Raw genomic sequence first — 20,564 nt, forward strand, 5'->3', positions numbered from 1 at the left:
GCGGCGCACCTGCCTGACGACATCCGCGCCCCGTCTGGAAGGACCGCTCTGTGAGCCCGAAGCCCCGTTACCGCCGCACCAGCCCCGAGGACGAGTCGCCGAGCGCGGCGAAGAGCAACGGGCCGGTAGTGGTGCCGGTGGTGGAGTTCACCGTGCACCCGGACGGCAGCATGAGCGTCACCGTCGACGGCGCCCCGCACACACCGCCGCCATTCGCCCCGGCGTGGCAGCGCGAATCGTTCCCGGCGATCCTCGATGACCTCGCCGCCCGGCACGCCACCCCGCTGCGCGTGCACGTGCGCGAAGCCGACGGGACCACCTTCACCGAGATCATCACCCCACCCAAGCCCCGCACCACCGCTGAGCCATGGAACGAGGACCAGCATCAGGCGGCGCCGGCGTCCACAGTCGCCTCGACGGAGAGCGCAGCACCCGTGGTGTTGCATCAGGTGACCGGGGCGGGGTTCGTGCCCGGTGAGGATGTCGCCGTCGCGATCATCCACGCCCACTCCGACGCCGGAAGCGACGGCACCGCCCGTGCCCTCCTCACCGCCGAACAGCTCACGACCGCGCACACGGGTGAAGTGATCCTCCTCGGCCGCATCTCCGGCACCCTCGTCATCGGACGCCCCCAATGAGCACCCCCAGACCAGGCGGCGCGCTCGGGGATGAGCTGGCGAACTTCGGCATCATCGCCCTCATCGCCGCGGCGATCCTCGCCGCGGTCCTGCGCGGGGCAGGCTCGGTGGCCGCGTGGATCACCGGCACCTCCCAGCCCGCAGGCGGGATCGAAGCAGGCCTCGGGGTGCTGTTGAACCCGAGCGATCCCGGTGTGCCGCTCGGCGCCGACGGCCTCAACCCGGTCGTCTACTGGGTCACCGCGGGTGTCCTGATCGTCACCGTGGGTGCTGCGGGGTGGTGGGTGTGGCGGGCGATCCGTGAGCACGGCCGCCAGACGAAAGCGGACCCGTACCGGATCGTCGGGATCGCCACCCGCACCGACGTCACCAGCGCCGCCTCCGAGAAGGCGCTACTGCGCCGGGCGAGACAGCTCCGCCCCTCCCTGACCACACCGACACCGGGCGAGGTCGGCTACCGGCTCGGGATCTCGCGTGGCGTCGGGGTGTGGGCGAGCGTGGAGGACTCGATCCTCCTGATCGGGCCGCCCCGCTCCGGGAAAGGCCTGCACGTCGTCATCAACGCCATCCTCGACGCACCCGGCGCGGTCGTGACGACCTCGACCCGCCCGGACAATCTCACCGCCACTTTGAAGGCGCGCGGGAGCGAGGGGCGGCCGGTGGCGGTGTTCGATCCGCAGCACCTCGCCGAAGGCATCCCCGCAGGGTTGCGGTGGTCACCCATCCGCGGCTGCGAGGACCCGCTGACGGCGATGATCCGCGCCACCGGCCTCGCCGCGGGCACCGGGCTGTCGGCCGGCGGGGTCGAAGGCGGCGACTTCTGGGAAGGGAAAACCCGCACCGCCCTCCAAGCCCTCCTCCACGCCGCAGCCCTCGACCACCGGGCACCAGCCGAGTTGTTCCGGTGGACCCTCGACCCCGCCGCCGCCTCGGATGCCGTCGCGATCCTGACCGGCAACCCGCGGGCGGCGACCGGGTGGGCGGACTCGTTGCAGGCGATGATCGACTCCGACCCGAGAACCCGCGACTCCATCTGGCAAGGCGTGTCGTTGTCCCTTGCCGCGCTCGCCGATCCGCGGGTGCTCGACGCGGTCAGCCCCGGCCCGGATGAGCGGTTCGACCCCGAAGAGTTCCTGCGCAAGCAGGGCACGGTGTATCTGCTCGCCACCGGCGCCGGAGCCAACAACAGTGCCTCCCTGGTCGCGGCGTTCGTGGAAGACCTCGTGGAAGCCGCCCGCCGCATCGCCGCCCGCTCACCGGCCGCGCGCCTCGACCCGCCGCTGCTGCTCGCGCTCGATGAGGTCGGGAACCTCGCCCCGCTGCCGTCTCTGCCGACGCTGATGGCCGAAGGCGGAGGCACCGGAATCACCACCATGCCCGTCTTACAATCGCTCGCGCAGGCGCGGGAGAAGTGGTCGGAGAACGCCGCCGGAGCGATCTGGGACGCCTCCATCGTGAAGATCATCCTCGGCGGAGCCTCCAACTCCCGCGACCTGCACGACCTGACCACCCTGATCGGGGAACGCGACGAGATCACCGACTCCACCACAGTCGGCGACCACGGCTCCCGCTCCGCGCAACGCTCCATCCGTCGGGTAGCGATCATGCCGCCCGACGTGATCCGCACCCTCCCGTTCGGCACCGGCCTGATCCTGCTCCGCGCAGCCCCGCCCATCGTCACCCGCCTGCGCCCCTGGACCAGCCGTCCCGACGCGACGACCCTGCGCGACCAGCGGACCGAGATCGAGACCGTGCTGCAACAACCTGCGCCGGAGGTCACGGGCGCACCTGAGTGACAGAGCAACCCCGCCCTGGGGTGCCGTCACTGACCGGGAGTGTCCAATGGCCATCCACACCCAAGAGTCCCTGTCGGGGTTCATCGCCTCCGACCCGCACCTGTCGTTCACAGAACGCGGCGACGCCCGCCTGTTCGTGAAGATCGGGCAGGAACACTACCGCCGCGAAGACGACGGCTCGTTCACGCAGACCGAGACCACCTTCCACGACCTCGTCGCGTTCCGGAAGACCGCCGAACGCGCCCACCAGCGCCTCGCCAAAGGCGACAAGTTCCTCGCCGAGGGATACACCCACCGCTACGACCGCACCGACGAGAACGGCCAGAGCGTGCAGGCCGAGGAGTTCGTCGCCAAAAAGATCGGCCATGACCTCGCCCGGACCCGCTACACCGTCAACCGCCAGGCCCGCACCGACACCGCGGCGCCCGCAGGCGCCATCGACGACGAATCGCTGTCCACCAGTTCACGCCGCACCACGGGCGCGACCGCGAACGCGATCGGGAGGTGAGCCCGGTCATGAGCGACGACAACCAGAGCGTGCCCGAGCCGGAGATCGAAGATGTCGAGGACGAGTTCGATGAGAGCTACGACCCCGACACCGGCGAGGTCGCCGAGAACAACGAGCCGGACGGACCCCCGCACCCGCTCAACTGGAACCTGCTCACCGCCGACGCCGCCGAAGAAGAATGGCTTGCCCTGAACAAGTGGGTCCATTGGCTGCGCCGCACCTACGGGTTGCCCGTCGCCATCATCCCCCCGTTCTGGCACCGCCACCCCGAACTCGTCTGGGAGCTCTCTGCCCTGCACCTTCACTGGCTGTGCGCGTACGACCCTGAAGCCAAAGGCACCGCACCCCTCGCATGGCACCACGAGTTCACCGAAGCTCAAGAACGTCTCCGGCACTGGACCGCCGCCTGCGGCACCCGCCTGAACACCGACCGGCCCACCCGCCAGATCGCCTGGCCCGGCGAAGAAGCCACCGAACCGGTCGAGGACATCACGATTCCGAACCGGGAGGAAGACTTCGTCGCCTACATGCACGCCGACGTCCAAGCCCGACGCGCCGTCGAGGACGAGTTCTACAGCAGCCTGGCCGGCGAGGTGTGATGAGCGAGCCCGTTCCGTGCCCGTCGTCCGTGAAGCTGGCCGGGCTCGTAAACCCCCGCGACTTTGCCGAGTTCGGTGCAGGGTGGCGCGATGGTGTTGCCCGTTGCATCGCGAACCCCGCACCGATCGAAGTGGTCGAAGACCTCGCTCTCCTCCTTGAGTCAGCCGCCCTGGTCGAGAGGATCAACCCACGGGAGTGATCCTGATCCGCTCCTCGATGGGCCCGCGTCCTGGCAAGGCGTCGATCTGGTGGATCATACGGCGCAGGTAGTTTCGCCGCTCCTTGATTCCCTTGCTCTCCCACGAACGAATCACGTCAGGGCCATCGGCAATCATCAACTCGTCCGACTCCACCGCGTCAACCCGGCGTTGGAGAGCATCGATGCGGTTCTGGGCGTCCTCGATCAATCCGAGAAGCACTGTCACCATCGCTCCCTTGTACACCCCGGTTCCTTGCTTCACCAGGAGCGCGTTCTTCTCCGCGGTGGCTTCATCGAGCTGAGTCAGGAGAGCATTCACTTCGTCGTCCGCTCGTGCCAGCCTCCGCCTCGCGCGAGCCCTTGCCAGGGCCTCGTCGGTGATCTGAGCGAAGAACCAGCCCAGCACGTACGCTTCCGCCTTCGACGCGCTGATCGTGCAACCGCCCGGACAGTTCCCTGCGCCACGATGCCGATTCGTCATGCAGCGATACACATACTCCGTCTCGGAGTCACCTCCAGCGCGCCTCCGCTTCTTCTGGAGTCCATAGAGGCGTCCGCCGCATTGACAGAACAGGAGACCCGTCAAGAGCCACTCATGTGAACCCCACGGCTTCCGTGCCTTCGACGTCTTGGCCTGCTCCAACAAGCGCCGCACCCGCAACCAGGTCGGGCGATCGCACACGGGCTCCTGGGAGATCACAGGTTCACCATGCGCGTCCCGAGCGATGTAGTCGAGAAGATCGAGCTTCACACCCCGCTGATGCTCGGGGACCTGCCGCATCCGGTACCCGATCATCCGCGGCGAGACCAACGAACGATAGATGGACGCTTCGTAGACGTATGCGCCGGAAGCCGTCGTGATCCCGTAGCGCTCCTTCCAGTAGCGGCCGATCTGAGACAGGCTCTTCCCGGCCAGAACCATGTCCACGGCATCCCTCAAAGCCTGATGCTCTACAGGGTGAGGGATCAGACGAACCCCCGTGCGCCCCAGCTCGTCCGTCATGCGCGGCCCCGACATCCACCCGAAAGGCGGCGTCCCACCGTGATGGAAACCCGCCTCAGCAAGGTGCCGTTTCGACGCAAGTTGCCGTTCGCTCATCGAGTCTGTCTCGACCTCGGCAAGCAGAGCCTTGATTCCGGTCACCAGCTTCGCTCCCGCTGTCGCCGTGTTCAGCTCATCAGTTGAGTCCTGATGAGATCGCAGCAAAACGCTCGCGCGTTGGCAGTCACCGATCCACTCAATGCACTTCGCGGCGATCCGGTTCGTGCGGTCGAGCTTCCAGAACGCGACCGCCTTCACCTTCTCAGCCTTGATATCCAAGTTGAGCTGACGCCAGCCTTTCCGAGTCTTGACCGCCGACGAGCTCGCCGAGTCGTTGTCGATGTACTCGCCCATCACCGTCCAACCGCCCTCGGCCGCAAGCATCCGTGTCAGGTCGATCCGCTGCCGCTCGATCGCGTCCGCCTTGTCCTTGTGATACTTCGACAGCCTCAGATACAGGTAGATCGGCCGCGTACCAGGCATCGGCACCTCCGGGCCGGTCTGTGCGAACGCGGGATAGACAACGGATCGAGTAGTCCGACCCGGACGAGCATTCAAGCCTGGGCGACGGTCCAGAGTCTCCATCTGCTTCCTCCTTGATCAGGAGGTGTACTTTCCATCCCCCAACTCGTCGAGAAAGAGGACCCCATGGCAGGCGCGAGTGATTGCACCGGGGCGCACCTCGATCCCTTGACCACCCCCGATGATCGATGCCGCGGAAGCTGTGTGGTGCGGGCTCTCGAATGGCGGGCGGCGCACCAGCCCTACCAGCGCGTTTCCGCCGAGCGAGGCGATGCTGCTGGCTTCGAGCGCCGAATCATCGTCGAGCTCCGGCAGCAACGACGGCAGTCGCGTGGCGAGCAGCGTCTTCCCCGCCCCCGGAGGGCCGAGCAACGACACGTGGTGCTTCCCCGCTGCGGCAATGACCATCGCTTCAACAGCTTCGGGCTGACCGACCACGTCGACCATGTCCGCTTCAGAAACGCAAGCGTGCACCGCATCACGGCCTCGGCCGGGCTGCACGATGCGACCCCGGTTGCGTTCGCCGCGGTACCACGCGACCGCGCTGGAGAGGTCAGGAACCGCGATCACTTCGATGCCGGGCACCAGCGCCGCTTCACCCCCGCAGGTCTCGGGAACCATGACCCGAGCGAATCCCAGAGTCCGCGCAGCCGCGACGAGCGAGAGGAGGCCAGCGGGCCGACGCAGCTCCCCGTCGAGCGCCAGCTCACCCAGGTGAGCCGTGGTCGCCAACCCCTCAGCGGGCAGGTGTCGCGAGGCGGCGAGCGCGGCGAGCGCGATGGCCAGGTCGAATCCGGAGCCGTGCTTGGGCAGAGACGCGGGGCTGAGATTAATGGTGTGAAATCGGTCAGAGAGCGGAAGGCCCACCTGAGCGGTGGCGGTCCGCACCCGCAGTTTTGCTTCGGCGAGCGCGGCATCGGGAAGACCGATGATGGCGATTCCGGGCAACTGCTGCGAGACAGCCGATTCGACCATCACCGCGGTGCCCTGCAGTCCGGTCAGCGCGATGGAGGCTGCCCGGCACACCACGCCGCTCACGCAATTCCCCGCAGGTGTTCGATGCGCGGTTCCGCATTCGCACGCATCGTGATGGCGATTGCGTCGATGCGCAGATTGTTGCCCTGGAAGTCATAGCCGCGCACCCAATCGAGCAGGAGTCGTCGAATGCGTGATGCCTTCTGCGCCGTGATCGCCGCGAAGGGGCTGCCGTACCCGGTGCCGCTGCGGGTTTTCACCTCGATCGCGACAACCGTCTCGCCGTCTCGCGCGACGAGGTCGAGCTCACCCGATCGATTGCGCCAGTTGCGTGCGAGGATTCGATACCCGAGCGCCTCCAGGTACGCCGCCGCAAGCGATTCGCCGTGCGCGCCGAGCGCCTGGTTGTGCGGTTGCTGAGCTCCGGGTACCCGATCGTTTTCCGGGGCTGTGTACGTTGCTGCCGTGTGCGTCATGATGCACCTCCTGGCGCACCAGCATTGTCGCTGGAGCGACGCCGCACGGAGGGATCAGTCGGATCTGTGGAGAAGACCCCGGTTCACATGCGATGCCTGCACCGGGGACGAATCACCGGAGCAGATGCGCGATCACTCGTCGAGCGCGAGCTCCTGCGGCAGGGAGAACTCACGCGCCGAAAGCTCTTCGACATTCACATCTTTGAAGGTCAGCACACGCACCGATTTCACGAACCGGTCGGCACGGTACACATCCCACACCCACACGTCAGTCATGGCGAGTTCGAAGTAGAAGTCGTTCCCCGCATCTTGCCGCTTGAGGTCGACCTCGTTGGCGAGGTAGAACCGCCGCTCGGTCTCGACGACGTAGCGGAACTGGCTCGCGATATCGCGGTACTCGCGGAACAGCGACAGCTCGGCTTCGCGCTCGTAATCGTCTAGCTCGTCTTCGTTCATCGACCCCATCCTACCGCCGTCTCAAAGGCATGGCTCTGAACGACTACCGGGCTGCGACGCGCCCAGGCAATCGAGATTGACTTATTCGAACATATGTTCGAATATACCTGCATGAACTCCCCCGTGACCGTCCGCTCGCTGCAGCAGCGAATCTCCGAGATGCAGCCGATGCGACTCGACGCACGCACCATTCCGACTGCGGCCGGATTGCGTCCGCTGCTCCCCGGTGGCTCACTGCGCATGGGGGCGAGCTATGCGGTGCACGGGTCTCGGCAGCTCGCACTGGCACTGCTCGCAGAGGCTTCCGCTTCGGGTGCGTGGTGCGGCATCATCGGCGACACGGCATTCGGCGCCGAGGCTGCAGTTGCCCTGGGAATCGCACTCGATCGGTGCGTCATCATCCCCGAACCGGGCGCCGATGCGATCGGGCTCACCGGAGCCCTGGCCGAAGTGCTGACCGTGGTGCTGCTGGCACCGACCACGCAACCGAGCGCCGGTGAGTCGGAACGCATCGCTGCACGCCTGAGAGAGCACGACGCCGCATTGGTCGTGACCGGTGACTGGCCGCGCCCCGAGTCCACGTTGCGCGTCGCCCGTTCCCACTGGGACGGGCTGGGGCACGGGTACGGCATGCTCACAGACCGCGAGCTGACGGTGCAGACGCAGGATCGCCGCGGCACGCGCAGCCACACGCTCAGATTCCAAGATGGCGCCATCGCAGACCCCGGTATCGCCCCACTCAGACACCTGGTCGCATCATGAACGCGGATCGCACCCTCATGTTCTGGGTGCCGGATTGGCCCGTACACGCGCTGCTGCGCGATGACGGCGCAGACGATCTCTCCCTCACCGCGCCACTCGCGTTGATCGCCAATCGCATCGTGGTCGCGTGCACGCAGGCGGCACGCAGAGAGGGAGTACGCGTCGGGTTGCGGGAGCGCGAGGCGCAGAGCCGCTGCCCGGATCTCGCCGTCTACCCGCACGATCCCGCCACGGACGAGCGACGGTTCGCTCCCGTCGCCGCTCAGCTCGAACAGCTGATTCCCGGCATCGAAGTCGCACGCCCCGGGCTCTGCGCGATACGCGCACGAGGGCCCGCCCGCTACTACGGCGGCGAGAAGCAGGCAGGGCTCGCGGTGTTGGCGCTCGCCGCGCGACTGGGTCTCGGCGAGGCGAGAGTCGGGATCGCTGACGGACGATTCGCCGCCGAGCAGGTGGCGCGCGCAACAGCATCGGACCCCGGTGTCGCCGCGCCGGCTGGCGGGCTGCGCATCGTTGCGCCGGGAGCATCGGCAGCATTCATCTCGCCACTCCCCGTCACACGCGCGATGGATGCTGCGCTCGCAGAGACGATGCACGGCCTCGGCATCCGCACGCTCGGCGCGCTTGCGGCGCTTCCCGAGGAAGCCGTGCGGCAGCGATTCGGCCCGGGCGGACTCGCCGCCCATCGCCGCGCCACCGCAGCCGGGGTCAGCAGGGGCGCCGAAGTGCTCCCGCGAGCCCCGGTGCGCGAACTGGCGGTCGCGCTCGAGTTTGACACCCCGATCGATACCGCCGAGCAACTCGCGTTCGCGTGCAGCGCTCTCGCGGAGCGCTTCATCAACGGGCTGACGGCCGAGCGCCTCGTCTGCACCGCCCTACGCATCGAACTCACCGACGATATCGGCGCCCGGCATGAACGGGAATGGGCGCACCCTCGCCACTTCACCGCGGTCGACGCGCTCGGTCGCATCCGCTGGCAAGCCGCCTCTACCGCCCGAGAGACCGAACGCAGCGGAGCCGGGGTGGTGCAGGTGCGCATCACTCCGGTACACACCGACCGCATCGCCGCGCACGAGCCAGCCCTGTGGAGTACCGAACCCGATGAGCGCGTGCACCATCATCTGAGCCGCGCGCAAAGTCGCCTCGGGCATACCGGGGTCGGCACGGTCGCACTCGCCGGCGGGCGGCTGCTCACCGACCGACAACGATTCGTGCCGTGGAGCACGGCGCGGGTCGAGTCGCAACGGGCCCGCGCACTCGCATCGGGCCCCTGGCCCGGCGCACTCCGGGGCCCCACCCCCAGTCGAGTGTTCCCGACTCCTCAACCGGCAGAACTCCGTGACACCGACGGGAAAGCGGTCACGGTCGATGCCGATGAGCTCCTCACCGCATCCCCCGCACGGTTACATGTCGACGGGTCGGTGCACGATGTGGATATCTCGGGGTGGTCGCCGCCCTGGGTGATTCGGGAACGGTGGTGGGATGGCGTCCCCGAGCGTTTTCGACTCCAAGTGCAGCTCGTCACCGGAGACGCCTGGCTCCTGCTCTTCGCCCACGGGAGGTGGACTGCCGAGGGCCGCTACGACTAAACCCCAGCGCATCGACCGATGCGCACACTCGCAGATCGGAGGATCCCGTGCGTTGGAACAACTCAGAACTCCCCTGGAGCGAATTCGAACGGCGCCTTTCCGGGCGAGCTCCCGAGACTCCCCCCGTCTCCGAGACTTCGGAAACATCCGACCGCATCGACCCTGTCCGTCATCACGCTGCGGCACCCCACCCGCACGACCCCGCTGCGCCAGCGCCCGCACCGCACGTCCCCTACGCCGAGCTGCACGTCCATTCCCACTTCAGTTTTCTCGACGGTTCTTCTTCACCTGAAGCGCTCATGAGCGAGGCCGCCCGCCTCGAGTTGGAGGCGATCGCGCTCACCGACCACGATGGCTTCTACGGTGCCGCCGCATTCGCGGAAGCGGCAGAACTCGCCGCTCGGCGCCGCACGATATCGACCGAGGTCGGAGCATCAGATTCCGGTGACGCGAGCACACCCCCAGCATCGACTTCGGCATCACCGCTCACCGTCTATGGCGCAGAACTCTCGCTCGACCTCGACGCGCCGCAACTCGGCGTAGCGGATCCACAGGGCACTCATCTCCTCGTGCTCGCGCGAGGCGCAGCCGGATATCACCGGCTCGCCGCGGCGATCACCGAGGCGCAGCTGGGAGGAGGCGAGAAGGGGCGGCCGGTCTACGATCTCGAAGCCCTCGGCGCCGCGGGAGGCGGAGAATGGGCGATCCTGACCGGCTGCCGTAAAGGAGCCGTGCGTCGCGCACTCAGCACCGCTACGAACCGGTCCGACGCCGAGGCGCGCGCACGCGCGGAGCTCGACCGCCTGACCGCCCTGTTCGGGCACGACAACGTGCACGTGGAACTCTCCCACCACGGCCGCCCCGAAGACGACCTGCGCAACGAACGCCTCGCAGCGCTCGCGACCGAGCACGGACTCCCCACGCTCGTCACGGGCAACGTCCACTACGCGACGGCCGCACACGCACCGCTCGCCGAATCCATGGCCGCGGTGCGCGCACGCCGCAGCCTCGCAGAGCTCGACCCGCACCTCCCCGCCTCGGGCACCGCCCATCTCCGCAGCGGAACCGCGATGCTGCGCAGATTCTCGCGCTTTCCAGACGCCATCGCACGCACGGTACCGCTCGCACGCGAACTCGCATTCCCCCTGCGCGCCGCGAAACCGAAGCTCCCAAAGCTCGACGTACCTGGGGGCCAGACCCAGATGTCTTGGCTGCGCGCACTCGTCTGGAAAGGCGCCGCGCAACGCTACGGCACCGACATGCCGCACGACCACCGCACACGCATCGAACGCGAGCTCGAAGTCATCGAGCAGAAAGATTTTCCCGGGTACTTCCTCATCGTGCACGACCTCGTGCGCGAGGCGCGCGATCGCGACATCCTCTGCCAGGGCCGTGGGTCGGCCGCGAACTCCGCCGTCTGCTACGTGCTCGGCATCACCTCGGTCGACTCGATCTTCTATGACCTCCCCTTCGAGCGCTTCCTCTCGAGCCTGCGCGACGAAGAGCCCGACATCGACGTCGACTTCGATTCCGAACGCCGCGAAGAGATCATCCAGTACGTCTATGAGCGATACGGCAGGCGCAATGCCGCCCAGGTGGCGAACGTCATCACGTACCAGCCGAAAGCCGCGATCCGCGATGCCGCGAAAGCCCTCGGATACAGCGCCGGCCAGCAGCGCGCCTGGACGCACGGGCTCGAGCGCAGTCGCACCATCACCGAAGACCCCGAGAGCCCGATCCCACTCGCCTTGCAGCGCCTTGCGCAAGCCTTCCAGAAAGCTCCGCGCCACTTCGGCATCCACTCCGGCGGTATGGTGCTCACAGAGCGACCCGTGGGCGAGGTCTGCCCTATCGAGCACGCGCGCATGGAGCATCGCACCGTGCTGCAGTGGGACAAAGAGGGCTGCGAGACCATGGGGCTCGTCAAGTTCGACATGCTCGGCCTCGGCATCCTCAGTGCACTGCGCCACACCTTCGATCTCATCGCCGCCTCGACCGGCGAGCAGTGGACGTTCGACACCGTGCCGAAAGAAGAAACCGGTGTGTACGACATGCTGTGCCGCGCCGACGCGATCGGGGTGTTCCAGGTCGAAAGTCGCGCGCAGCTGAACACGCTGCCGCGCCTGCTGCCCCGAAGGTTCTACGACCTCGTCATCGAGATCGCCCTCATTCGCCCCGGGCCGATTCAAGGCGGGGCGGTGCACCCCTATCTGCGCCGCAAGAACGGACAAGAAGAAGTCACCTACCCCCACCCAAAACTCGTCCCGGTGCTCGAGCGCACGCTCGGGGTGCCGCTCTTCCAGGAGCAGCTCATGCAGATGGCGATGACCGTCGGCGGATGCAGCGGCGAAGACGCCGATCTGCTGCGTCGCTCCATGGGGTCCAAGCGCGGGCTCGAACGCATCGACAGCCTCAAGACGAAACTGTTCGAGGGCATGGCGCGCAATGGCATCGTGGGCGACGAAGCGACGCGCATGTACGAGCAGATCGAAGCCTTCGCGGGTTTCGGTTTCGCGGAGAGCCATTCCATCAGCTTCGCGTTGATCGTCTATGTGAGTTCCTGGTGCAAACTGCACTACCCGGGCGCATTTCTCGCCGGCCTGCTGCGCGCACAACCCATGGGGTTCTACTCGGCGCGCTCACTCGTCGAAGATGCCCGCAGGCACGGCGTCGAAGTGCGCCCGCCCGACGTGCAGCACTCGGGGGCGCTCTCGGGGCTCGAACCGCTTCACCCGATCACGCCGCGCGGGTCGACCTTCGACGATGAACAGGATCGCCGTGCGCCGACCGGGTCTGACGAGTGCGTGGCAGCGCACCACCCTGCGCCCGGCCCGTTCGACCGCAATGCTCCCGACACCAGCGCACTGCATCGTCGCGATGGGGCGTTCGCCGTGCGTCTCGGCCTCACCGAGATTCGCGGCATCGAGCTCGAAACGGCTGAGCGCATCGCGCGCGCACGCGCCCACGCTCCCTTCACCGATCTCGCCGACCTCGCCCGCCGCGCAGATCTCGACCGCACTCGTCTCGAAGCACTCGCCGCCGCCGGAGCGTGCGACGGGCTGGGGCTCGACCGCCGCGAGGCGCTCTGGGCCGCAGCCCCCGCAGCCGACAATCGCGAACGCTTTCTCCCGGGTATCGCCGTACACGTGCAGCCGCCGCTGCTGCCGGTGCTCAGCACGGCGGAGCAGACCGCACTCGACCTGTGGACCACCGGGGTCGCCACCGGCACCCACCCGGTCGCACTGCTGCGCGACGGCCTCGACGCCCGCGGAGTCACCCGATCCGACCGCGCCAAGCACGCACCTCCCGGCAGCATCGTCGAAGTCGCCGGCCTCGTCACGCACCGGCAGCGCCCGGGCACGGCGAGCGGTATTACGTTTTTGACGCTCGAAGACGAATCCGGCACTGTGAACATCGTCACGTGGGCCCAGGTCTGGGCGCGCAACCGGCTGGTCGCGCGCTCCTCCCCCGCACTCATCATCCGCGGAGTGCTCGAGCGTTCACCCGAGGGCGTCGTGAATGTGATCGCGCAGACGTTCGAGCCGCTCGCCGCACCGGTCGGCGTGGCCTCCCGGGATTTCCGGTGAGTGCAATCACCGCTCCAGGCGGGCACCGGTATGCTGGCGACGTGCACACCTCGACGGCTCTGCTCACTGACCACTACGAACTGACTATGGTCGATGCCGCCCTGCAAGCGGGCACCGCGCATCGCCGCAGCGTCTTCGAACTGTTCGCAAGGCGGCTCTCGGGCGCGCGGCGCTACGGCGTCGTCGCCGGCACCGGCCGGCTGCTCGAAGCCATCGAGCAGTTCAGGTTCACCGATGCCGAACTCGGCTTCCTGCGCGAGCAGAACGTCGTCAGTGCACCGACGCTGGACTGGCTCGCTGACTTCCGCTTCAGCGGCAACATCTGGGGCTACCCCGAGGGCGAAGTGTTCTTCCCGGGGTCTCCGCTCATCACCGTCGAGTCCACATTCGCCGAGGGAGTGCTGCTCGAAACTCTCGCACTCAGCATGCTCAACTCTGACTCGGCCGTCGCAACCGCAGCGTCACGAATGAGCCACGCCGCAGGCGGAAAACCGCTCGCCGAGATGGGTTCCCGACGCACCGGCGAGCGCAGTGCCGTTGCCGCAGCCCGCGCCGCCTACATCGCCGGCTTCACCGCGACATCGAACCTTGAGGCTGGGCGTACCTACGGAATTCCGACGATGGGCACCGCCGCGCACAGCTTCACTCTGCTGCACGAGAGCGAACGCGCCGCCTTCCAGGCTCAGGTCGATGCGCTCGGCGTCGGCACGACGCTGCTCGTCGACACCTACGACATCGATCAGGGGGTGCGCACCGCAGTCGAGGTCGCGGGCACAGAGCTGGGGGCCGTGCGCATCGACTCCGGGGATCTGCCGATCGTCGTCGCTCACGTACGCCGCCTGCTCGACGAGCTCGGTGCGACGCGCACCCGCATCACCGTCACGAACGATCTCGACGAGCACACCGTCGCGGCACTCGCCGCCTCCCCCGTCGACAGTTTCGGCGTCGGCACCTCCGTCGTCGTCGGCTCAGGCACACCGACGATGGGCATGGTTTACAAGCTCGTCGCGCACGAGGACGCCTCGGGCGAGTGGGTCGCGGTTGCGAAGAAATCGGCCGATAAGGCATCTGTTGGGGGCCGCAAGAGCGTCCGACGTGCTCACAACGCGGCGGGAATCGCAACAGCCGAGCGCATCCTGCTCGGCGACGGGCCGGGAGGCGTCGTGGAAGGCACTGACGCCGATGGCCGCGCCGTGCTCGAACCCCTCGTCATTGGCGGCGAGCTGACCCCGGGCCACACCGGGCACGCGGGCATCGTTGCCGCGCGCGAACGGCACCAGGCGCGACTCGCCGAGCTGCCCCCGGTGGCCATGAGCCTCACGCGGGGCGATCCCGCAATTCCGACCGAGTACCGCTAGTCGGCACCGCAGATGAGTGCGGCCTCCGTTCCCCGAAACCGGGAAGCGGAGGCCGCACTCATCTGCGCATCGACGCTACTTCTTCATGCGTTCGAAGACCTTCTTGCAGTCAGGGCAGACGGGGAACTTCTCGGGGTCGCGCGACGGGGTCCACTTCTTGCCGCAGAGGGCACGCACCGCTTTGCCGGTCACCGCTGATTCGAGGATCTTGTCTTTGGGGACGTAATGCGAGAACCGCTCGTGATCGCCGTCTTCGATCTGCGCGTCTTCGAGCAGCTTCTCGAGCTCGCGATCGAGCACATCAGTGCCGCCTGCCGGGGATGAGTCGTTACGCGTAAAGATACCCATGCGCTCAGTGTACTCCGCCGAACTGCCCACGCGAATGGCTCTCAATCTGGCCGTACTCGCGTTCAGTCGAAGACTTGCGTGACCGCAATGAGCTCGGGGCCGCTGCGGTCGAAAAGCCAGCCGCCGATCACGATACCGAGCACGAGCACGATGATGCCGTAGACGATGCCGAATCCGAGCGCCCAAATGTTCGTGAAGAATTCGACGTCGATGATCGCCTGCACCGCGAACCAGACCGGAGGCACTGAGAACGCCAGAGCGAGCACCATCGAAAGCGTTTGCGCGAGGCCCGAGCCTGAGCCCGACCACTGCGGCTGCACGAATGGGCTGTCGCCGGGCCGCGTCGCCGGATACGGGGAGAGCACCGAGAACACGCTGGAGATCGCGGCCGCGGCGAACAGCACGCCGAGGTTCATGCCGACGACCGCCGGCAGCACTCTCCAATCGCCGAACACCGTGACCGTAATGCTCGATCCGATCACCGCGGTGGGCACCCCGATCATGAGCACGGGAGCGAGTCTCCCAGCTCGGTCCGCGCGACCTCGCGTGCCGCTGGCCACGTGCTCCCAGATCGCTGTGGAGTCCATAGCAACGTCGTTGTGCTGCGACCATCCCAGCAGCAGGAGAACGACGGGCAGCGGAATGAGCGCCAGCATCCGCAGGTCGGCTCCAGCGACCGCGAAGGCGACCAGCATGAGCACGGGAGCGAGGGGGATCGCGAAGAGCGCGACCCGATAGCGGGGGTCGCGCGACCAGTAGGTCAGCTGCCGAGCGGCAATCACCTGGGCAGGGCGGGCGGCGAAGCGTTCGAACCATCCCAGGCCGCTGCGGGCGACGCCCGGAGCAAGCGGTCGTTCGATTCGCTGCACGGCAAGTGCGACGAGCGGGAACCAGATCGCAAGCAGCACCACGGATGCGGCGGCGCTGACACCGAGCAGTGTGAGCGCGGCCGACTGATCTCCGCTCGCAGCAGCATCGATCGCCGCGAACGGCGCCCCGAACGGAGTCCAAGTCAATACCCGGCCGGCTTGTTCGGCCGTGGCGATTCCGCCTGCACCGAACAGCGTGGCTCCCGCGAACACCGCCAGTGGCAGCAGCGCGACGAGCAGCACGGACCCCGCCGTGCGCAGTGCCCCCGCGAATCGCTCTCCGGCGATGAGTCGAGACAACAGCGAGACGACGCGCACGCTGCACATGGCGAACACGGCGATGAGAATGAGTGCGGCCGGAGCGACCCAACCGGCTGCGTTCCACTCGGGACGCAGCACACCGAGCGCCGTCACCCAGACCACGAGCAGGAAAAACGGCCACGTGAGTACGGTAGAAACCAGCAGCCCACTGGCGATCGCGCCCGAACCTGCAGGGAACTGGGCGAGCTGACGCGGATCGAGCGCCCGGCGATTCTCGAAAAACGGCACCAGGAATACGGCCACAAGCACGATCGAGCCCACCAGGAGATCAATTAGAGCGAGCTCGCTCGACGAATTCGCGAGCAGACGCGGCAGCGCTGCGAGCGCCACCGCTCCCAGCGCCAGGAGCAGGAAGACGGCGAACGTGCGGAACGCAGCCCCGAACCCTCCGCGGAAGCTGCCGCCCAGCAGCGCTACTCGGAGTCGGAAGAGCCGGAGAGCCATTCGAGCCCCTTCTTCGCATCGCTGATTCCGGTGAGCTGCACGAAGCGCTCCTCCAGGCTGAGACCGTCGCGCACCGCGTCGACGGTGCCCTGAGCGATGACGCTGCCGCCCACGATGATCGACACGTGGTCGCAGACGCGCTGGATGAGGTCGAGGCTGTGGCTCGACATGACCACGCTGCCGCCGCCGGAGACGTACTTCTCCAGGATTTCGGTCACATTGGCGGCAGAGACCGGGTCGATCGCTTCGAACGGCTCGTCGAGCACCAAAACCTCGGGCGCATGAATCATCGAGCAGGCGAGCGCGATCTTCTTCTGCATGCCGGCCGAGTAATCGGAGACCAGTCGACCGAGCGCGCTCTCCAAGCCGAACGCCTCCGCGAGCTCAGCCGAACGCTGTGCGACGGCTGCTTCGGGGACGCCGTGCAACACGCCACTGTAGTAGAGCAGTTGGGCTCCCGTGAGGCGGTCGAAGAGCCGCAGGCGGTCGGGCAGCGTGCCGATGAGGCGTTTCGCGGCGGGGCCGTCGGTCCAGACATCGACGCCGCCCACCGTGACGCGGCCGGACGTCGGTCGCAGCAGTCCGCTGATCATCGACAGCGTCGTGGTCTTTCCGGCACCGTTCGGGCCGACGAAGCCCGTGAACGAGCCTGCGTGCACGTCGATCGACACGTCACCCGCGGCCACCAGCGAGCCGTAAGTCTTCGTCAGCATCTCCGTGCGCAGCACCACCGGGTTCTGCTCGGCAATGCGCCCGCGCTCGCGAGCCCGAACGACCGACGGCACGGGCACCTGAATGCGCCCGGTGCGCGGTGCGCGCGGTTCTTCGGCCGATGCCTGCGCCGCTTCCGCCGGTGTGGCCTCGGGCCGCGTTGCCTGCACATTCACAGCTTCAGTGGGCGCGGATGCATCGTCGACGCTCGCATTCGGGGCATCGTCAGATACCGCGACCCCCTGCTGAGACGGCTGACTCGACGGCTGAATTCCGCCGGAAGCGCGGCTCGGTCGCACACGCGAGCCCCCCGCTCCGGGGCTCACTGATTCGCCGATTGCCGTCTCTTCGCCGGGCATCGACCCCCCTTGGGGTTCGGGCACGGGCATGGCTGACGGAGTTACGGGCGGCACGAGATCTAATTTAGCAAAACATCCGGCCCGCCCGTGATGGCCTCGCCGAAGCTCGAGAAGCGGCAGAATAGCGGTGTGACTTCTGCACCCCACCATCGCCCCTCGCGCGCCAGCGCGTGGTCGTCGCTGTGGCTCCTCACCCGGCGCGACTTGAAGGTGCGCTACTCCACCTCGCTGCTCGGGTACCTGTGGTCGATTCTCGATCCGCTGCTCATGAGCCTGATCTACTGGTTCGTCTTCACGCAGGTCTTCAACCGCACGGTCGGGGAACAGCCCTACATCGTCTTCCTGCTCACGGCGATGCTGCCCTGGGTATGGGTCAACGGTGCGATCACCGACTCGACGAAGGCTTTCCTGCGCGACGTGAAACTCGTGCGCTCGGTCGCGCTCCCGCGTTGGATCTGGGTGGGACGCATCGTGTGCTCGAAGGGCATCGAGTTTCTGCTCAGTCTCCCCGTACTGGCCGCGTTCGCGATCTTCACGGGCGCCCACGTCACCTGGGAGATCGTGCTGCTGCCTGTCGCGGTGATCCTGCTCGCAGTGCTTACCCTCGGTGTCGGCTTGATCATCGCCCCGCTCGTCGTCTTCTTCCGTGATCTCGAGCGCGCCACCAAGCTCGTGCTGCGCGTCCTCTTCTACGCATCACCGATCATCTACGGCGCCTCGGATCTGCCGCACTTCGCACAGCCGCTCGCCTGGATCAACCCGCTCTCGGGCATCTTCGCGATGTTCCGGGCCGGATTCTTCCCGGATCAGATCAACTGGCCGCTCATGGCGGTCTCCACCGTGCTCACATTCGTGTTCCTGGGCATCGGCATCATCGTCTTCCGCCGCACCATCGGCGGCGTGCTGAAGGAGCTGTGACGTGACCGCATCACCCGCGTCGTCGTCCGCGTCGACGACCGATCAGATCATCTCGGCTTCCGGGCTCGGTGTTCGCTTCCGTCGCAACCGAGGCTCGCGACGCAGTTTCAAGGATCTCTTCGCCAGCCGCGCACGACGCGGTCGGCCCGGCGAGTTCTGGGCATTGCGCGACGTGTCGTTCGACGTGCGCCCCGGCGAAGCCATCGGCGTCGTCGGCAGAAACGGCCAGGGGAAATCGACCTTGCTCAAGCTGGTCGCCGGGGTGCTGTTCCCCGACGAAGGCCGGGTGCAGGTGCACGCGGGTGTCGCGCCACTGATCGAGATCACGGGCGGGTTCGTCGGGGATCTCACCGTACGAGACAACGTGTGGCTCACGGCGGGCCTGCACGGCCTGAAGCGTGCGGAAATCGCCGAGCGCTTCGCGTCGATTATCGAATTCGCCGGCGCTGAGGATGTCGCCGACACCCCCTTCAAGCACCTCTCAAGCGGTATGAAAGTGCGCGTGGCGTTCTCGGTCATCTCGCAGCTCGACGAGCCCGTGCTGCTCGTCGATGAAGTGCTTGCCGTGGGCGACAAGACCTTCCGAGCAAAGTGCTATCGGCGCATCGAAGAGATACTTGCCGAGGGCAAGACACTCTTCCTCGTCTCGCACAATGAGCGCGACCTGCGACGGTTCTGCACGCGCGGACTCTATCTCGATCGCGGTTCGCTCGTGCTCGACGGCTCGATCGATGCGGTGCTGGATCGCTACAACACCGACCATCCGGCCTAGTTGGGCTGCTCGGCCCTGCGCTCCGCATCGGCCCGCTCGATGAGCTCACCGATCGCAGCGTGGAATCGCCGCGTCGGCGAACCGGGCGTCGTATCGCCGAAGTACCGCTGAGACCAGGTGCCGAGCCGTTCGCGAGCCGCGGAATCACCGATCACCCGGTCCAGCACCGCCACGATATCCGGTGTGTGCGGCGCGTCGAGCCACTCGCAGACGCTCAAGTACCCGCCGTTGTCGACTGCGGCGTCAGCCGAGAGCGGCCGGGTGACCATCAGCGGCTTCCCCGTTGCGAGTCGGTCGTACACCATCGCCGAAATATCGCAGATCGCCACATCGGGCAAGCTGAGCTGCCAGTTCAGTGCCGGGCTCGTGTCGTAGACGTGCTGAGCCGACGCGTCGTCACGATTCGCCACCTCGAGCATCGCGATGATGCGCCGATTCGCCGCACCGAAGTCGCTGTCGACAACACCGCTGCGCGGATGCGGCCGATATACGACGCGGTGCCTCCCGGTTGCGAGGAGTTGCCGCACGAGCGTTTCGCCGTGCGTCGCCACTGAGCCATAGGCTGCAGCGGGGCGGTCGCCCTCCCAGGTCGGCGCGTAGAGCACGACGGTGCGCTCGTCTGCGGTGAACGGTGGCTCACCCGAGAGGTGATCGGCCTGGGGTCTGCCGATCGCAAACGTGCGGGTGGCAACGTCGTACCCCCAGAGCGCCGCCGAAAGCCGCTCCCGTGCCGCATCTCCGGCAACGAACGCGAAGTCGTACGACTTGTGCTGGTTGCTCGTCATGTACATTTTGTCGCTTTCGCCGTGGTTCACGAACACGTGCCAGCGATGCCCGTAGCGCATCATCTGGAAGTTGCGGGTGTTCTGATTCACGTACAGCACCACATCGAGGCGCTGCTCGGCGACGACGTTTTCGAGGTGGGTGACTTTCGGCACGAACTCGACGTCGAGCCCGCTCTCTTGCATCAGCTGACGGGCGCCCGCCGCGTTGCGCGCGAGTACTAGCACCGGCCATTCTTCGGACAGCCGGCGGAGGGGCGCATACCACTGGCGCATCTGGTAGATGTTGACGTCGCTGTCGGCGAAGTAGACCCCCACACGATAGTGCTGCGCGGGGAGGTCGCCACGTTCGGCGATGAGCTGACGCACCTGAAAGTACGACTGACGCCCCTTCAGCACTCGTTTGCCGAGTCGGAGCGCGCGTTTCGCATCTTTCGCCAATTGCATCCGAATAGCTTACTGGGCAGGCTTGCGAAGCCACTGGCGACGTGCGACGGCCGTGCATGGAGGATCACGCGGCGGCCGATATGGG

At 67.0% G+C, this 20,564-nt stretch carries 18 protein-coding genes; 10 read left to right on the top strand and 8 right to left on the bottom strand.

Translation table 11 applies throughout. The features are described from left to right. The first annotated feature begins 50 nt into the window (after positions 1-50). Genes ACZF5Y_RS09815 through ACZF5Y_RS09830 form a run of 4 tightly spaced genes read left to right on the top strand, consistent with a single transcriptional unit; the run spans position 51 to position 3,541 of the window. On the top strand, positions 51-638 hold the full coding sequence (locus ACZF5Y_RS09815) for a hypothetical protein (RefSeq protein ID WP_497532488.1): 588 nt from the start codon (positions 51-53) through the stop codon (positions 636-638). Then, entirely contained in the window at positions 635-2,434 is a 1,800-nt protein-coding gene (locus tag ACZF5Y_RS09820) for a type IV secretory system conjugative DNA transfer family protein (protein ID WP_497532489.1), read from the top strand. The genes ACZF5Y_RS09815 and ACZF5Y_RS09820 overlap by 4 nt, the downstream gene beginning before the upstream one ends. Before the next feature lie 46 nt (positions 2,435-2,480). Continuing rightward, positions 2,481-2,942 carry a single-stranded DNA-binding protein gene (locus ACZF5Y_RS09825; protein ID WP_497532490.1) on the top strand — a complete coding sequence of 154 codons (462 nt, stop codon included), beginning with the start codon at positions 2,481-2,483 and terminating at the stop codon, positions 2,940-2,942. 8 nt (positions 2,943-2,950) lie between these two features. Continuing rightward, the gene (locus ACZF5Y_RS09830) at positions 2,951-3,541 is read left to right on the top strand and encodes a hypothetical protein (protein WP_497532491.1); all 591 of its coding nucleotides are present in this window, start codon (positions 2,951-2,953) and stop codon (positions 3,539-3,541) included. Between the two features lie 183 nt (positions 3,542-3,724). Here the strand turns inward: ACZF5Y_RS09830 and ACZF5Y_RS09835 are convergent, their stop codons facing one another. The 4 genes from ACZF5Y_RS09835 to ACZF5Y_RS09850 all read right to left on the bottom strand — a co-directional run bounded on the left by ACZF5Y_RS09835 (position 3,725) and on the right by ACZF5Y_RS09850 (position 7,212). Continuing rightward, the gene (locus ACZF5Y_RS09835) at positions 3,725-5,368 is read right to left on the bottom strand and encodes a recombinase family protein (protein WP_497532492.1); all 1,644 of its coding nucleotides are present in this window, start codon (positions 5,366-5,368) and stop codon (positions 3,725-3,727) included. 15 nt (positions 5,369-5,383) lie between these two features. Continuing rightward, positions 5,384-6,343: an ATP-binding protein gene (locus tag ACZF5Y_RS09840; protein WP_497532493.1), complete on the bottom strand. Its 960-nt coding sequence runs from the start codon at positions 6,341-6,343 to the stop codon at positions 5,384-5,386. Continuing rightward, entirely contained in the window at positions 6,340-6,756 is a 417-nt protein-coding gene (locus ACZF5Y_RS09845; protein ID WP_497532494.1) for a YraN family protein, read from the bottom strand. Before ACZF5Y_RS09845 ends, ACZF5Y_RS09840 begins: the two co-directional genes overlap by 4 nt. A gap of 132 nt (positions 6,757-6,888) precedes the next feature. Then, positions 6,889-7,212 (bottom strand): DUF2469 domain-containing protein, encoded by a 324-nt coding sequence (locus ACZF5Y_RS09850; protein WP_053353613.1) that lies wholly within the window; start codon positions 7,210-7,212, stop codon positions 6,889-6,891. 111 nt (positions 7,213-7,323) lie between these two features. On the opposite strand from ACZF5Y_RS09850, the gene imuA' reads away from it, so the two are divergent. The 4 genes from imuA' to ACZF5Y_RS09870 are packed head-to-tail and all read left to right on the top strand — an operon-like array spanning position 7,324 to position 14,508. Then, the gene (imuA', locus tag ACZF5Y_RS09855; RefSeq protein ID WP_497532495.1) at positions 7,324-7,974 is read left to right on the top strand and encodes a DnaE2-dependent mutagenesis accessory factor ImuA'; all 651 of its coding nucleotides are present in this window, start codon (positions 7,324-7,326) and stop codon (positions 7,972-7,974) included. Next, positions 7,971-9,563: a DNA polymerase Y family protein gene (locus tag ACZF5Y_RS09860; RefSeq protein ID WP_497532496.1), complete on the top strand. Its 1,593-nt coding sequence runs from the start codon at positions 7,971-7,973 to the stop codon at positions 9,561-9,563. The genes imuA' and ACZF5Y_RS09860 overlap by 4 nt, the downstream gene beginning before the upstream one ends. Positions 9,564-9,610: 47 nt before the next feature. Beyond that, on the top strand, positions 9,611-13,150 hold the full coding sequence (locus ACZF5Y_RS09865) for an error-prone DNA polymerase (protein WP_497532497.1): 3,540 nt from the start codon (positions 9,611-9,613) through the stop codon (positions 13,148-13,150). 41 nt (positions 13,151-13,191) lie between these two features. Then, positions 13,192-14,508: a nicotinate phosphoribosyltransferase gene (locus ACZF5Y_RS09870; protein ID WP_497532498.1), complete on the top strand. Its 1,317-nt coding sequence runs from the start codon at positions 13,192-13,194 to the stop codon at positions 14,506-14,508. A 75-nt stretch (positions 14,509-14,583) separates the two neighbouring features. Here ACZF5Y_RS09870 and ACZF5Y_RS09875 read toward each other — a convergent pair whose 3' ends face one another. From ACZF5Y_RS09875 to ACZF5Y_RS09885, 3 genes are all read right to left on the bottom strand, one after another. Continuing rightward, positions 14,584-14,856, bottom strand: coding sequence for a DUF3039 domain-containing protein (locus ACZF5Y_RS09875; protein WP_053353311.1), 273 nt, complete (start codon positions 14,854-14,856; stop codon positions 14,584-14,586). Positions 14,857-14,918: 62 nt separating this feature from the next. After that, on the bottom strand, positions 14,919-16,490 hold the full coding sequence (locus ACZF5Y_RS09880) for a hypothetical protein (RefSeq protein WP_497532499.1): 1,572 nt from the start codon (positions 16,488-16,490) through the stop codon (positions 14,919-14,921). Next, positions 16,460-17,560, bottom strand: a complete 1,101-nt coding sequence (locus tag ACZF5Y_RS09885) for an ABC transporter ATP-binding protein (protein ID WP_497532500.1) — start codon at positions 17,558-17,560, stop codon at positions 16,460-16,462. The genes ACZF5Y_RS09880 and ACZF5Y_RS09885 overlap by 31 nt, the downstream gene beginning before the upstream one ends. 129 nt (positions 17,561-17,689) lie before the next feature. On the opposite strand from ACZF5Y_RS09885, the gene ACZF5Y_RS09890 reads away from it, so the two are divergent. Next, positions 17,690-18,478, top strand: coding sequence for an ABC transporter permease (locus tag ACZF5Y_RS09890; protein ID WP_497532501.1), 789 nt, complete (start codon positions 17,690-17,692; stop codon positions 18,476-18,478). A gap of 46 nt (positions 18,479-18,524) precedes the next feature. Then, positions 18,525-19,250 (top strand): ABC transporter ATP-binding protein, encoded by a 726-nt coding sequence (locus tag ACZF5Y_RS09895; RefSeq protein ID WP_497535327.1) that lies wholly within the window; start codon positions 18,525-18,527, stop codon positions 19,248-19,250. Here ACZF5Y_RS09895 and ACZF5Y_RS09900 read toward each other — a convergent pair. Next, a complete protein-coding gene (locus tag ACZF5Y_RS09900) occupies positions 19,247-20,479 on the bottom strand; it encodes a CDP-glycerol glycerophosphotransferase family protein (protein WP_497532502.1) in 1,233 nt (410 codons plus the stop codon). The genes ACZF5Y_RS09895 and ACZF5Y_RS09900 overlap by 4 nt on opposite strands. Positions 20,480-20,564: the final 85 nt, after the last annotated feature.

This window comes from Leucobacter sp. WKLB1, assembly GCF_059696215.1.